Origin of the sequence: Sphingobacterium mizutaii (assembly GCF_900187125.1) — a bacterium.
Lineage (GTDB): Bacteria > Bacteroidota > Bacteroidia > Sphingobacteriales > Sphingobacteriaceae > Sphingobacterium > Sphingobacterium mizutaii.
The window spans coordinates 877,785-892,851 of sequence record NZ_LT906468.1 but is presented as its reverse complement, the minus strand read 5'-3'; the positions used below and the strand labels follow the sequence as shown (position 1 = coordinate 892,851).

General features: G+C 40.9%; 13 protein-coding genes. 8 read left to right on the top strand and 5 right to left on the bottom strand.

The annotated features are described in order from the left end of the window. Positions 1–357: 357 nt before the first annotated feature. On the bottom strand, positions 358–1,179 hold the full coding sequence (locus tag CKW03_RS03830) for a glycogen/starch synthase (RefSeq protein WP_093098612.1): 822 nt from the start codon (positions 1,177–1,179) through the stop codon (positions 358–360). Positions 1,180–1,324: 145 nt separating this feature from the next. Between CKW03_RS03830 and panC the strand changes: the two genes are divergently transcribed. The 8 genes from panC (at position 1,325) to CKW03_RS03790 (ending at position 9,195) form a co-directional block, all read left to right on the top strand. Then, on the top strand, positions 1,325–2,173 hold the full coding sequence (gene panC / locus CKW03_RS03825) for a pantoate--beta-alanine ligase (protein WP_093099058.1): 849 nt from the start codon (positions 1,325–1,327) through the stop codon (positions 2,171–2,173). Positions 2,174–2,217: 44 nt separating this feature from the next. After that, positions 2,218–2,565 (top strand): aspartate 1-decarboxylase, encoded by a 348-nt coding sequence (panD, locus tag CKW03_RS03820; RefSeq protein WP_093098610.1) that lies wholly within the window; start codon positions 2,218–2,220, stop codon positions 2,563–2,565. Between the two features lie 52 nt (positions 2,566–2,617). After that, positions 2,618–2,980, top strand: a complete 363-nt coding sequence (locus CKW03_RS03815; RefSeq protein WP_139185475.1) for a DUF8478 family putative metalloprotein — start codon at positions 2,618–2,620, stop codon at positions 2,978–2,980. 172 nt (positions 2,981–3,152) lie between these two features. Further along, positions 3,153–5,492, top strand: a complete 2,340-nt coding sequence (locus CKW03_RS03810) for a TonB-dependent receptor (RefSeq protein ID WP_093098607.1) — start codon at positions 3,153–3,155, stop codon at positions 5,490–5,492. Next, positions 5,492–5,965 (top strand): thioredoxin family protein, encoded by a 474-nt coding sequence (locus tag CKW03_RS03805; protein ID WP_093098606.1) that lies wholly within the window; start codon positions 5,492–5,494, stop codon positions 5,963–5,965. Before CKW03_RS03810 ends, CKW03_RS03805 begins: the two co-directional genes overlap by 1 nt. Before the next feature lie 76 nt (positions 5,966–6,041). Then, positions 6,042–6,608 (top strand): FKBP-type peptidyl-prolyl cis-trans isomerase, encoded by a 567-nt coding sequence (locus tag CKW03_RS03800; protein ID WP_169918976.1) that lies wholly within the window; start codon positions 6,042–6,044, stop codon positions 6,606–6,608. A gap of 339 nt (positions 6,609–6,947) precedes the next feature. After that, complete coding sequence (locus tag CKW03_RS03795) at positions 6,948–8,594, top strand: NAD+ synthase (RefSeq protein WP_093098603.1); 1,647 nt, start codon at positions 6,948–6,950, stop codon at positions 8,592–8,594. Between the two features lie 43 nt (positions 8,595–8,637). Beyond that, positions 8,638–9,195, top strand: coding sequence for a DUF4136 domain-containing protein (locus CKW03_RS03790; protein WP_093098601.1), 558 nt, complete (start codon positions 8,638–8,640; stop codon positions 9,193–9,195). Between the two features lie 1,080 nt (positions 9,196–10,275). On the opposite strand, the gene CKW03_RS03785 is transcribed toward CKW03_RS03790, so the two are convergent. The 4 genes from CKW03_RS03785 to CKW03_RS03770 all read right to left on the bottom strand — a co-directional run bounded on the left by CKW03_RS03785 (position 10,276) and on the right by CKW03_RS03770 (position 15,010). Further along, a complete protein-coding gene (locus tag CKW03_RS03785) occupies positions 10,276–10,647 on the bottom strand; it encodes a DoxX family protein (protein ID WP_093099056.1) in 372 nt (123 codons plus the stop codon). A 105-nt stretch (positions 10,648–10,752) separates the two neighbouring features. Further along, entirely contained in the window at positions 10,753–11,793 is a 1,041-nt protein-coding gene (locus CKW03_RS03780) for a GntR family transcriptional regulator (RefSeq protein ID WP_093098600.1), read from the bottom strand. A 39-nt stretch (positions 11,794–11,832) separates the two neighbouring features. Beyond that, positions 11,833–12,147 carry an L-rhamnose mutarotase gene (locus CKW03_RS03775; RefSeq protein WP_093098598.1) on the bottom strand — a complete coding sequence of 105 codons (315 nt, stop codon included), beginning with the start codon at positions 12,145–12,147 and terminating at the stop codon, positions 11,833–11,835. Between the two features lie 13 nt (positions 12,148–12,160). Next, on the bottom strand, positions 12,161–15,010 hold the full coding sequence (locus CKW03_RS03770; RefSeq protein ID WP_197700974.1) for an alpha-L-rhamnosidase: 2,850 nt from the start codon (positions 15,008–15,010) through the stop codon (positions 12,161–12,163). Positions 15,011–15,067 lie beyond the last annotated feature (57 nt).

Below are 15,067 nucleotides of genomic sequence, written 5' to 3'. Positions count from 1 at the left end.
TAATCGTTCAGAATTGGATATTCCAGAGAGGGATTCAGAGCGAAGCGAAGAATCTATTTTTTATTTTTTTTTTTTAGGATGGCTGTCATTCCGCTATCGTAAGATGAGGAAACTATTTTTTGGCGATTAATACCCAATAAAAAGGATATATTGAAAAATATTTCACCCCTTTCAGGGGTTATCCGATTTACGGTACATTTTTCTACAAAGATGTCACCCCCTCTGGGGGTTTGCAAATCTTTCAATGTGCAAATTATCTTGGCCCATCCTCCCATCCCTTTAATCCTGGTTCACCCAAAAACCAAAAAAGGGCAGAGAAATGATCTCTGCCCTTTTTTGGTCTCTTTTATCCTCAGCTTAGGCTGAAACTTCTTCGTTTACGAACTCATCATACAGTTCAGAGAAGGCTTCATAGTCCTCATCTGAAGATGGTTCGAAGGTACGGATGTTATTTTCTTGGATGTAAGAAAGAATTTCCGGATTGATATCTGCATCGGCTTTTACGACAACGTCTGTAAAGGATAGAGCACCTTTATAGATGTCAACATAACTACCAGATCCATAATCCTTCAATTTGCTGGCGTCAATGTCTGATTGTGCAGCCATTTCCGCATACTTGCTTCCTAAAGAATCGTTTCCGAATTCTTCATTGTACAAGGAGAAGAACACTTTGGAATCTTTGAATGTAGGATCATCCTGATAAACTGTTTTCAAGTAAGCAGGAACCATCGCAGTAAACCATCCATGACAGTGAACCACATCTGGCGACCATCCTAGTTTCTTAACGGTTTCCAAAGCGCCTTTACAGAAGAATAATGAACGCTCATTATTGTCTGCAAAGCCTTTACCATGCTCATCACGAAAAACTTTTTTCCGCTGAAAGTACTCTTCATTGTCCAAGAAGTACACCTGCATCCTTGCCGCCGGCAATGATGCTACCTTAATAATTAGCGGATTATCATTATTGTCCACCACTATGTTCATTCCCGACAACCTTATCACTTCATGAAGACGATTTCTGCGCTCATTAATATTACCAAAACGCGGCATCAGAATTCGGATTTCGAACCCTTTTTCTTGCATAGCATGTGGTAACTGGCGTGTTATTTCAGAAATTTTACTTAGTTCAAGGAAAGGCGACATTTCATGGGTTATAAACAAGATTTTCGTTTTTGCCATCTCCAACTGTTTTTTATATTATTGAATAGTAAAATCGGTCTACAAAGATACAATTAATTTATCAATTTTACAATTGATTAAAAATCATCATTTTATAATTTAAACTTTATTCCCCATTTTTGCACCTTATTTCTAATTTTTGACCGTGAAAATTTTTCGCACTAAACAGGAACTCCAACATGAACTTGCTGGAATCCGCCAACAAAATCAAGTCATCACCTTGGTACCGACCATGGGTGCGCTGCATGAAGGTCACCTCTCCTTGATCAACTATGCTAAACCACTGACCGACATTACGGTATGTAGCATTTTTGTCAATCCAACTCAATTTAATGACCCTAAGGACCTGGAGAAATATCCTCGCCCTATTGAAAATGATATCGCCCTATTGGAGTCGGTAGGCTGTGATATTCTCTTTATGCCGACCGTTGAGGAGATGTATCCTGAAAATGACCCTGAATGGCATATCGACCTAGGAAATCTGGACCAGATCTGGGAAGGCGAACACCGCCCAGGACACTTCCAAGGTGTTACACAAATCGTTTTTAAGCTTTTTGATCTGGTAAAACCGAACCAAGCTTGCTTTGGCCAAAAAGACTTCCAACAGGTGATGGTCATCCAACGCATGATTGACATCAAAAAACTGGACATCAAACTCCTGATCTGCCCAATCATTAGAAGTGAAGAAGGGCTGGCATTGAGCTCCAGGAACGCACGTCTTTCTGAAGAAGGTAAAGAAAATGCCTTGACTTTAATTACGGCGCTTCGCTTTATCAAGGACAACTTGGAGCAGAAGTCCGTCGCTGAGCTGTTGGATGGAGCGAAAGAAATCCTTGCTTCCAATCCTGCTGTGGAATTGGAATACCTTAGTATTTGTGAAACGAGCACATTGGCCCCTGTCGACAATATCGAAACAGGCAAAGACTACGTAGCACTCATCGCTGCATGGGTGGAGAAGGTACGTTTGATCGATAACATATTACTTTCCCGTTAGAATAATTTTTAAGCCATTTTATATTAAAAGAGTAACTTTGCATCATGATGATAGAAGTAATGAAATCAAAAATTCATAGAGCTCGCGTTACGCAAGCTGAATTGAATTATGTGGGAAGCATAACCATTGATCAAGACTTGATGGATGCTGCGGATATTATTGCCAATGAAAAAGTACAGATCGTCAACAATAATAATGGAGCTAGGCTGGAGACCTATGTCATTCCAGGTGAACGTGGTACTGGAACCATCTGTTTGAATGGAGCTGCTGCCCGTCTGGTACAAGTTGGCGACATCGTAATCATTATTTCTTACGCATTAATGGAACGTGAGGAAGCAAGAAGCCACAAACCATTGCTTGTGTTCCCAGATGAGCACAATAAAATCGTTTAAACACTAATTTTAGCAGATTAATTGTTAATTTTAGCACACATTTGACCCGTGCATGCATAGACTAACCTCATACCGCCAATTTGTTGCCCACTTCCTTCTTGTTTGGATGTGCGGCATCATTATCTCCGGTGTAGTCTTCATGCACAAAGAGGTCACCTCAACCGGTGAGATCGTCACGCACATCCACCCCTATAACCTTGGCGAAAAGAACCACCATCATCACCACTCTGATGCTGAAATCCGATTCTTAGATATCGTTTACCAAGGTTCTTACCTCCACTGGTCCCCATTTGTTTTTGAAGTACCGATCTTACCAGAGTTCAATGTCTATGAATTCGGGTTTAAGACCTTTAATATTATTTTCCAAATCCACGATATCCGTGCTGGACGTGGCCCCCCTTCCTTTTTAGCTTAATCAATATTTTTCTTTTTGAACCTATTGGCTCCAAACCCAAACGCTTTGGGATTATTGCGCTTAATGAGGTTCGCATTAATTAATTTATGTAGTGGCTTGAATGATGCCCTACCCTATTTGGGTTCCTATACTTTATAGGTTTCCAAATATAATTGTACAGCTAAAATTATTTATGAAATTATTTCTACTCAGGAATTTCCTGATCATTATATGCCTTGGCCTAGGCAAACAGGCGGTTTATGCACAAATTTCAGGTCGCGTAATTAATGACAAACAACAAGCTATCCCTAATGCAACCATTCTTTTGGATGGAACCAAAGTGGGAACTTCAACTGATAGCCTAGGATATTTTGAACTGGATACCAAAGGCCAAAGCAGCAAAAGCCTTTCCGTAAGAGCGGTAGGCTACCAAAATGCTAAAAAACAGTTCAATGCCAACGAATCAGGATTGAACATCGTCCTGCATGAAGACAACCTAAACTTGAACGAAGTGGTTGTCAGTGCTTCCCGTTATGGCATGGAAAGAAAGAAAGCTCCAGTAATCGTGAATGTACTGAGCCCAAAATTATTTACCGCAACACAGTCCGTTGCCATGTCGGAAACCTTGAATTACCAACCAGGGGTTCGCGTGGAAAATAATTGCCAAAACTGTGGCTTTACCCAAGTACGCTTGAATGGAATGGAAGGGGCATATTCGCAGATTCTGATTAACTCTCGTTCTGTTTTCTCTGCTCTAAACAGTGTCTATGGTCTGGATCAGATTCCTACCTCCATGATAGACCGCATCGAGGTGGTTCGCTCTGGAGGGTCTGCCCTATTTGGTGCGAATGCCATTGCCGGAACCATCAATATCATTACCAAAGATCCTGTAGAAAATGATTGGCAGATCAAATCGACAAACTCCATCATCGATGGCCAGGCTTGGGACAATACCATTGATTTCAACACATCTTATGTGGACAATGACCTAAAAGCGGGTGCTACATTTTACGGAATGCACCGTAATCGTCAAGCCTATGATGCGAATGGCGATGGTTTTTCCGAAATGACCAAATTGAAGAACATCACCTTTGGAACCAAGGCTTTCTATAAGCCATCTGAATTCAATAAGATTACTTTAGACCTAAGTGCCTTAAATGAGTTCCGTAGAGGCGGTGACAACTTGGATAAGGCTCCGCATTTTACAGATGTAACCGAACAATTAAGGACCAATACCTTTATCGGCGGATTGACTTACGACCAATACTCAAAAGATTACAAGCATAAACTTTCCCTATATGGTTCTGGACAGATTACCGATAGAGAAAGCTTTTATGGTGGTCTAGGTGGCGGTAGAACCGCTCAGGATAGCATTTTGGCTTCTAATGCTTATGGTGATACCGATGATTTCGCCATGGTTGTAGGTGCTCAATATACCTATACCTTCGAGCGTGATGTCATTACGGCTGGGGTGGAATATAACAACAACAGAACCAAGGACAATATCCCTGGATACGATCGTTTGATCGACCAAAAGACACATGGCGTGGGTTCTTATGCGCAATACGAGTGGAACATCTTGGAGAACCTAAAAACATTGATTGGTGCGCGCTATGATTATACCTACGTGGATGGCAGCTATAAATTGGCTGGCTACAACAGAAACTCAGCCCAAAACTTTGGTACATTCAGCCCAAGGTTTACTTTGTTATATGATATCACCGACTATCTGCAATTTAGGGGTGGTTTTGCCCGCGGATTCCGTGCACCACAAGCTTTCAACGAAGATATGCACGTCACTTCCATCGGTGGTCAACAAGTATTCGTATTGATCGGTGAAAACTTAAAAACTGAATACTCCAATGCCTATACAGGTTCATTTAACTTTACCAAAAACTTTGGTTCAGTACAGACCAGTTTATTATTGGAAGGATTCTATACAGACCTTCAGAACCCATTTACCAATATCATGACTTCCCAAGATGAAAACTTGATCATCCAAGAAATGCGCAATGGGACTGGTGCGAAGGTATATGGTTCAAATGTGGAATTAAACATTGCCCCTTCTTCAAAATACAGTTTCCAGATGGGTGGAACTGTCCAACGTTCTGAATATACCGATGAACAACTATTATATGAAGGAAAGACAGCTGCAGAGAATGTCAGCAGCAAAAAGTTTGTTCGTACGCCAAATGTTTATGGATACTTTAATGCAAACTGGAAACCATTGGAGCCTTTTAATATCGACATTACTGGGGTTTACACCGGTAGTATGATCGTGCCACATGTTTTGGAAGGAGAAGAGATGATCTTGAAAAACTCTCCAAATTTTGTGGAAGCAAACTTCCGCTTGGGCTATACTTTTTCTTTAAAGAAGGACTTCAGCATCGAGCTTTTCGGCGGAATGCAGAACGTTTTCAATGCCTTCCAGAAAGATTTTGATAAAGGTGCTTTGCGTGACTCCAATTATATCTATGGACCATCAAGGCCAAGAACAATAACCTTCGGCATCAAAGTTGGACATTTTCACTAATGAAGTTGTTACAAAACATACTCATCAGCATCTTATTGATGGCAGGTTCGCTCCAAGCTCAAGAGCAGAACGAACCTGCCATCAATTGGCTTTCCTTTGAGCAATTATCCGACTCCTTGGAAACACAGCCAAAGCCCGTTCTGATCTTTTTCCATACCGATTGGTGTTCGTATTGCAAAAAGATGCTAGGCGAAACCTTTCAAGACCAAAAAGTGATCGAAAAGCTCAATTCTGAATATTATGCCGTAGAGTTTGATGCAGAATCCGTAGACACTGTCAGTTTTGACGGAGTGAGCTATGTCAGCGAATTAAATTCCAAAAGGACTGGAAAATATCACCCCTTGGCAAGTATATTAATGGGCAGCAAAAACAGGGCTGTTTTCCCTACTACCATGATCTTAGACACCGATTTTTCCGTGAAATTCAAAAAATTTAATTACTTAAGTATTAAGCAACTATTAAATATTTTATAAATTTATGCCCGCAACTGTAGCGTATAAAAAAATACATACGTTATAAGAAGCATTATTAATGATACTAAAAACGAATATGAAAAACTTAAAATTATTCTTAGTTGCTCTTTTGGCTGTGGTAAGTGTTTCATCTTGTATGAAGACTGAAACTAATGATTTTGATTATGAAGCTAATCAAAGAAGAATCGATTCAACTTTGAAAGCTCAAGCTCCACGTATTGAAGCTTATGCAAAAGAACATTTTGGTCCGAACGTAGATTCAGCTTACGGCATTTGGTACGAAGTATTACCTTCTACAGTTGATAGTACATTCGAATATGTTTCTGCAGGAAACGGATGGGTACCAGTTACGGCTAACCTAAAATATAAAGGTCAATTAATGGATGGAAAAGTTTTTGAAGAAAAAACAACTCCAACCCAAATTACCATCAACAGATTAATCACTTCATGGATGGTGATGTTCTACCCTAAAGCTACAACAGGTTATTCTGGTATTTTACCTCATGGATTATTAAAAGGAAATAAAGTGAGATTTATCGCTCCTTCTCCTTTGTGTTATGATAATCAAGCACAAGAAAATATCCCTGCGGATTCACCGCTTATCTTCACCATTGAAGTAACGGATATCAGAAACGCAAACTAAGCGCAAAAAATCAAATAATATTTACAAAAAGGCAATCGTAAGGTTGCCTTTTTCTTTTGGTTTTCATCCCAAAATACCTAAAGAAAAATTCGGGTTTCATTCGAGACTCATTCGAGACACATTCGGGAAATGCCTTGGATTGCTCCGTCATTTACAGCAACAAAAATTCCTTATTCTTCGATACATATTGCAAGTTTTCCGAATATGTCTCGAATAAGGTCAAAAGAATAGTCTGACTTAAAAAATTAGCCCAAAAATTTCCAGTATTTATTACTTAATAGCGGATAGGCTTTAGGCGATAATTAATTAAATTACTATTTTTACAATAAAAGTCCACACATGAAGATTGCTTTATCACAGCTCAACTACCATATAGGAAATTTCGAAAAGAACAACCAAAAAATTATCGATAGCATCCAAAAAGCTAAGGATGAAGGTGCTGAACTGATCGTATTTGCAGAATTGGCTATTGGAGGCTATCCTGCGAAGGATCTTTTGCGCAACTCTGCTTTTTTACAGCATTGCTATCAAAGCATCGAGCGCATCGCTGAACATTGCCAGGATATTGCCTGTATTATTGGCGCTCCTGTTCCCAATCAAGACGGAGAAGGAAAATCCCTGTACAATGCTGCTGTATTGATTGAACAAGGACAAGTTAAGCAAATTACCAAAAAGAGTCTGCTTCCCGATTACGATGTTTTTGATGAATACCGTTATTTCGAACCTAATGCACAAGTAAGCTGTATCAATTTCAATGGCAAGACCATTGCTTTGACCATCTGTGAGGACCTATGGGATGACGATGGCCCTAATTCTTATGTAGGCGATATTATGTTGGAGTTGGCAAAAGAAAATCCTGACTTGATCATTAATATTGCAGCTTCGCCATTCTCATACACGCATTTTGAAAGCCGAAAAAATGTGCTGCAGCGCAATGTGATCAAAGCGAGCGCTCCTCTAATCTATGTCAATCAAATTGGGGCACAAACAGACATCATATTTGATGGTCGCTCACTTGCATTGAACAAAAAGGCGGAAGTGATCCTAGAATTAAAGGCTTTTGAAGAGGATTTACAGTTTGTGGAACTGATCAACAATGATTTAAAGTCCTCGGTGGAACATAGCCCACTGAAAACAACAGAAATCTCATTGATTCATGATGCCTTGATCTTGGGACTAAGAGATTATTTTCAAAAATCAGGCTTTAAATCAGCGGTTCTTGGCCTTTCAGGAGGTCTGGATTCAGCATTGGTTGCCGCATTGGCATGTGAAGCCCTAGGTCCTGAAAATGTGCTTTCTATCTTGATGCCTTCAGTATATTCGACGGACCACTCCTTGAAAGATGCTTTGGATTTGGTGGAGAATACCGGATGTCAACATCAAATAATTCCAATTAAAGACATTGCATCTGCTTTTGAATCGACTCTGGAAGAAACCTTCGCCGGCCGTGATAAGGATACCACCGAAGAAAACATCCAAGCCAGAACAAGGGGTACCTTACTGATGGCAATCTCCAATAAATTTGGCAACATCCTATTGAACACTTCCAATAAAAGTGAGGCTGCAGTTGGTTACGGTACATTATATGGTGACATGGCAGGTTCAATTAGTGTCATTGGCGATGTTTATAAGACACAGGCTTATGGGTTGGCAAAATACATCAATCGCGATCGCGAAATCATTCCGATCAATACGATCGTCAAACCACCATCGGCAGAATTAAGACCGGATCAAAAAGATTCGGATTCCCTTCCTGATTATGATCTCTTGGACGCTGTCCTTTTCCAACTGATCGAAATGGAAAAATCCAAAGAGGATGTCATCAATTTAGGCTTCGATGAAACCTTGGTCAACAGGATCTATAAATTGCTTGGCAATGCGGAATTCAAAAGATTCCAAGCCCCTCCTATTCTGCGCGTTAGCCCTAAATCATTTGGTCCGGGAAGGTCCATGCCTTTAGTTGCAAAATATTCGTTTGGAGGTTAAACTATTTATGGAAAAATACGTCTAATAAAATAAATTGAGGTTTATGAAAAAGTTTTGGTCGATTATGCTACTTGGGGTAGTCTTAGTATTAGGCTCCTGTAGCTCCTATAAATATAATACCACGAGGGTCCAGACTTTGGACTTCGCACAATATAAAACTTATGGTTGGTTACCTCCTGTAGATTCCCTTTCCAAGAACTACTTTACGAACGACATCGCCAGAAACAACATTCTGTCTTCGGCAAACCGTGAATTAGAGGCTAGAGGAATGCGCTACAGCAAAGAGAACCCAGACATCTTGTTTCGTTATATCACCATCGTGAACAACAAAAGCAGAATGGTGTACGGGAACACAGGCTGGGGATGGGGTGGCCCATGGGGCTTTAGTCCTTGTTGGGGCTACGGCTGGGGCGGCAGATCTTATCCAGTAGGAAAAGAAAAAGTCCGCTACTCCCACTTGATCATCGAAGCCGTGGATCGCAAATCAAATTCGGTCGTTTGGCAAGCAAGAGGATCTGGCGAAATCCAAACCCCAGAGAAATCAATCAATAATTTACCGAAAGTGGTAGAAGGAATTTTTAAGGAATATCCTGTGAAATAGGAAACACAAAAAAAGCGAGCAATGCTCGCTTTTTTTGTGTTTGGATATGAGATGTGAGATTTGAGATTTGAGAGAGCGGAAAGGGGATGTTTTTTTAACTATTTGCATCATCGTTGAGGAACGAAACATCTCGGAAACTTTCCTTTTTTAATCCGCAAGCCCGTCATGTTGAGGAACGAAACATCTCGGAAGCATGGCTTTTATTATCCTCGAGCCTGTCATGTTGAGGAACGAAACATCTCGGAAGCATGGCTTTTATTATCCCCGAGCCCGTCACGTTGAGGAACGAAACATCTCGGAAGCATGGCTTTTAATATCCCCGAGCCCGTCACGTTGAGGAACGAAACATCTCGGAAGTATGGCTTTTATTATCCCCGAGCCTGTCATGTTGAGGAACGAAACATCTCGGAAGTATGGCTTTTATTATCCCCGAGCCTGTCATGTTGAGGAACGAAACATCTCGGAAGTATGGCTTTTATTATCCCCGAGCCTGTCATGTTGAGGAACGAAACATCTCGGAAGTATGGCTTTTATTATCCCCGAGCCTGTCATGTTGAGGAACGAAACATCTCGGAAACTTTCCTTTTTTAATCCCCGAGCCCGTCATGTTGAGGAACGAAACATCTCGGAACTATAAATACTGATAATTAAAAAATGATAGCATTGGCGTACAGTTCTTCAATCTTCGATTGAAGATGACAGGCCATTTTTAAAAGAACCGTACAGATTCTTCACTCCTCGTTCAGAATTGGAAATGTGCTAAAGAACCTTCGGTCAATTATTTGTTTGATGCAGTTTAAATCTTGGTCTATCCTCCCATCCCGTACCCTGAGCTCTGCCGAAGGGCATCCTGGTTCAAACGAAGGAATGGAAAGGAGGGACATCCAAAGGGATGATATTATTTTAGGTTTGTATGGGGCGGGCGTATGCAATACGCCCCTACAGTAGCACGTCCAAAAATAGTTTAGAATGCCGCGATTGTACTATGATCTTGGTCCATCCTCCCATCCTCGTAGGGTGAGCGGCGTCGAACCCAATCTTGGTTCAAACGAATAAATGGAACAGGAACCCCAAAAGATCCTATTTTACCATAGGTAAATACCTCTTCCAATTATCGGCAATGATCCAAATATCAATTAACCCTAATACGGCAGCCATTGGTGCTCCGGAAGGATCTAAGGTTGTATGATGTAGAAAGACTCCTATCAAAATAGGCAGCAATATAATGGCTCCTAAGGCTCTTGTTTTGGGAATGGCGACCAAGAGGCCCCCTATAATTTCCATCGTCCCTACCAAGGGAATTAACCATTTTAATTTCACTAAAGCCGCTGTAATGGATAACTGAGCTTCAGTCAGTTCGAGGGTCGGGATGATGTTGATGAACTTGGCAGTGCCGAAGAATATAAATGCCAAACCAAATAGGGTGAAAATAATAGTCTTAAGGATTTTCATGATGATTTTGCTTTGTGGACTGGTATTGAACAGATTACAAAACAAATTGTTTATGGATGGGAGCAATTTTTTGGATGAACCTTACAAACTAATTGTTCTAACTCTTTAAATCGATGACCTTTGATTCAGGTAAAAAGGGACTTCTACATGATCCTTTGATTTGTTCTTGATGAGTTCCGCCGCCATTTTACCCATCATTTCAAAATCCGTTGATATCGTTGTGATACCATTGAGAATGAATTTCTTTAATGGGGTTTCATTATAGGAGATAACGCCGACATCCTGTCCAATCTTTAGGTTTTTCTTGATGATCTTGTCCAATAGCTTCACCAGATCATCTTCGGCGATATTGATATAACAGCTGCCCAATTCAATTTTTTCCTTTTCCAATTCACTCACTAAGGAATGGTTGAAAGCATATTGTTGGGCAAATTTATAGAAGCCTTTGATAATCGCTTTGGGATAATCGCTATTATCCGGAAAGATCAGGTTCAAGGTATGGTACTTACTCAAGGATGGTAAGGCTTCTTCTAGGGCGCCATAGATATCCTTTTCATAATTCTCATATACGGCAGCGAAATCACCTTGTATATCATCGATGTACTTACCCAATAAGATCAGTTTTTCACGTGGAATCAATTTATTAATAATATCGGGGGCTTGATCTCTTCCTTCCTTAAAATGTGGAAAAAGGACATAATAATCATAGGTCTTAGTCAGGCCTCCTAAAAGGGTCCGCAGATAGGTGATATCTGAGTTGTACACGAAAAGATCGAGCGCTGCATCATCCTCTAATTCTCTTGCAAAGGAATCATAGACCAACTTTTTGTGAGCGCTGAGTTTATTCAGAAGGATTGCAATCTTTTGCCTCTGCTTCACGTCAGTAGTGGCTATATAATATCCCTTACCGGGAATGGAGGCAATGACTTCAGCATTTTTGAGGAACTTATAGGCTTTTTCGACGGTATCCCTGGAGATATCCACATACACAGAAAGCTCATTGATGGAAGGCAACATATCCTCTTTTTCCAATGCACCATTCTTGACCGCATCGATAATGGCACTGGCTAACTGCTTGTATTTTGGGGTAGCAGAAAAGTCACTTATCTGAATGGTCTTTAAGAAATCAGTTACCTTGGAAGTCATAAGATCTGTATTACAATATAGGTTTACTTTGTATACATCCTAAGGTAAGTAAAATACTTGTTTTAAGGGAAAAGTTTTTGGCGAATTATCGGCATTGGTTTCCATTAGATCCTTCATATAAGCCCACCATTCCTTCATTATGGGATCTGTCTTTAATTTTTGTTCATCAAATCCTTCCGTCAAGGTCTGCACCGCAAAGAGATCTAAGGTATCCTCATCAAGGAAAATGGAATAATCAGAGATCTCATTTTCTTTTAAGAGCTTAGCCAACTTAGGCCATATTTCCTGATGCCGGCGCAGGTATTCAGTTTCATTGCCCGGCAGAAGTTTCATTTTAAATGCTAGCTGTTTCATGTTCTTTTGAGAATTAAAGGTCTGTTCTGATGGTATACTTACCCGAGCCAAGTTCAACCAAGATTTTGCCGTCCAGTTTCTTTAAGGAACGGACAAGATTGTTCCTATCGATGGGTTCTCCATTTATTTTTACAGCAGTCAGATCATCGGTATTGATACTGCAATAGGCAATTACATTGACTGGGATCTGGATTTCCTGAATGACCTCCTTTTCGGATTTGCTCCAAGCACTTTTGATGTTACCGGCGATGGAACGATAAGACCCAGCCACGTTATTGATTCCGAAATCTCCTATTTCAGGTTGTATATAGATCTCTTGGAAACCATTTTCTTTTAGTCGGATTCCCAACATATATTCAAACATCCATTCATTGACCGAACCGAACGCATAATGCGAGAAGGAATTCATAGCTGCATTATGGACAAATCCCTTGTCTTTGGTATAGCTATCCCATCGTTCCCAAATGGAAGTGGCACCGTTAACAACCTCATAGCCTAAGGATGGGTATTCCGTACTTTGGATCAGCATATACGCTTTATCAGCAGACCCCGAAGCCGTCAATGCTGGCAAAAGCGGCTTGAAACCCAAGAAACCTGTGCTCAATTTATTACCATTGCTTTCCAATAATTCGCGCAGATATTTTCCTGCTATGGCTTCATCCTCATCATCCAGGATCCCCGAATAGATTGCATTGGCATAAGCCGTTTGGGTATGCCCAGAAAAGCCATTCTGCCCTTCAACATAGCCTTCCCCCTTTCCATAAAATGCGGCATTGGTTTTCAGTTTACCTTGATCGTCCATATAATGTTGCTTGAATCCCATCTTGACCGCAAAGGATTCTTTTTCGTAATCATTCGCTACTTGCAAATCCCCGATAGCGCGACACATTTCAGCCATCAATTTATTGCAATAGAAATAATAGGTTGTCGCCAATAAATCCGGGCTAGTCTTTTCACCAACGGATAGCCAATCTCCGAATCCGCCTTTTGGGTTTACATCTTCAAAAGACCCCTCCTGAAGTACATGTCCCTTGGTCCGTGACTTCAGGAAAGCCATAAATTTGTTCATAAAAGGCAGCGATTCCCTTACAATTCGAAGATCATTATAGGCTTTGAAATATTCATAAGTACAGATAATCCCGGCTTCGGACCATCCCGGCGAGAAAGAATCGGATGCTCTGATCGCTGCTACCCCCTCAGCATTTACAGGCATTGGGGCATAGATCGGATAGGCTCCATTCGGCCATTGGGAATCATTCAGGTCTTTGATCCATTTCTTGTGGAAAGCAGCAACATCAGCATTGAAGATCGCCGAACGCATATACACCTGGGCGTCTCCAGTCCAGCCCAATCGTTCATCACGTTGTGGGCAGTCGGTAGGGATATCGAGATAGTTAGCCTTCTGCGTCCAAAGTATATTGCTATATAACTGGTTCAGCATCTTATTGTCGGATTCAAAGCTTCCGACTTGGTCGAGATCGGAACTCATGACCAAGCCTGTCAAGAAATCGAGGCTAGGTTCTTCTTTTAGACCGGTAACTTCTACGAACTGAAAACCATGAAAGGTGAAGCTAGGGCTCCATTCCTCATTTTTTGAACCATTCAGGATATAGGTATCCGTAGCCCTCGCTTTTCGGAGGTTGTCGGTCATCAGCTTGCCATCAGGAAACAGCATTTCGCCATACCGAAAGACCAAGGAATCTCCCTTTGCGCCATTGATCTTTAGGCGGATATTACCAGCGAAATTCTGTCCAAAATCCACGATATATTTACCTCCATCAATTTTCTTGATTGATTTGGCAGATAATTCCTGCAGTACCCGAACTGGATTGCTGGGATAGATTTCTAGCGCTTGTCCCTCTTGATCTGGAAATTCTTGGATAGTCGTCCAAGAGCTTTCATCAAATCCTACCCTATTCCATCCTTGCGGCTCCTTTCGGGCGTCATGCTTTTCTCCTTCCAAGAAATCTGATTCCATTATGGCGCCAGTACTGTACTTCCAACTTGAATCGGTAACAATCTGTTCTTGGCTTCCATCTTCATAGGTTACATCGATCTCAGCCTTTAGTAAGGGAAATTTCCCATAGAATTGATTCACTTGTGGGGAACCCACCAATAATGCATAGCCCAAATAACCGGCATACCAACCATTGGATAAAATAGCTCCAAAAGCATTTTCTCCATTCTTCAGTTGATTGCTGACGTCATAGACATTGTAATAAACCCGCTTATGGTAGTCTGTCCATCCTGACGCAAAATAATCGCGACCAATCTTTTCTCCATTGATATAAAAATTATGGAGGCCAAGGGAGCTGATGTACAGGCGTGCTGATTTTATCTTTTTATTTAGGATCACTTCCTTGCGCAAATAAGGCGAAGGCGGTAAATGATATTCAGCTTTTGGTGCTAGGTGATTTAAATCAACACCAATCCACTTTGCTTTCCAATGGTCGGGATTAGGTTTCGCAAGTTCCCAATACTGCACATCAGACCACTTTCCTACCTTGTCCTTTTCATCCCAAGAACGCACCTTCCAATAGACCCGCTGACCAGGCTTCAGTAACTTTCCAGCATATTCAATTTGGTTAGTTTGGTTGCTACTGACCTTTTTGCTATCCCAAAGGTCTGCTTGGTTCTTTTTAAGCAGCATTTCAGAGCTTGCCACCATCACTTGGTAAGCCAATTGGGATTGATTGAATCCTTTTCCTTCTAATTCCCAACTCAGGCGAGGCTTGCTTTCCTCGACATAAGGATTCAGTTTATATTCTGTACGCAGGTATTTAGGTTGGATATTCGCAAAAGAAGCCGCAAAGTTCAACAACAAGCTTACACAGATACAGGATATAATTTTTAAGGATTCCATGCGCGATGATCTAATAATTTATAGTTTGTTAGGTACTTCAATTTCGGAAATTACCAT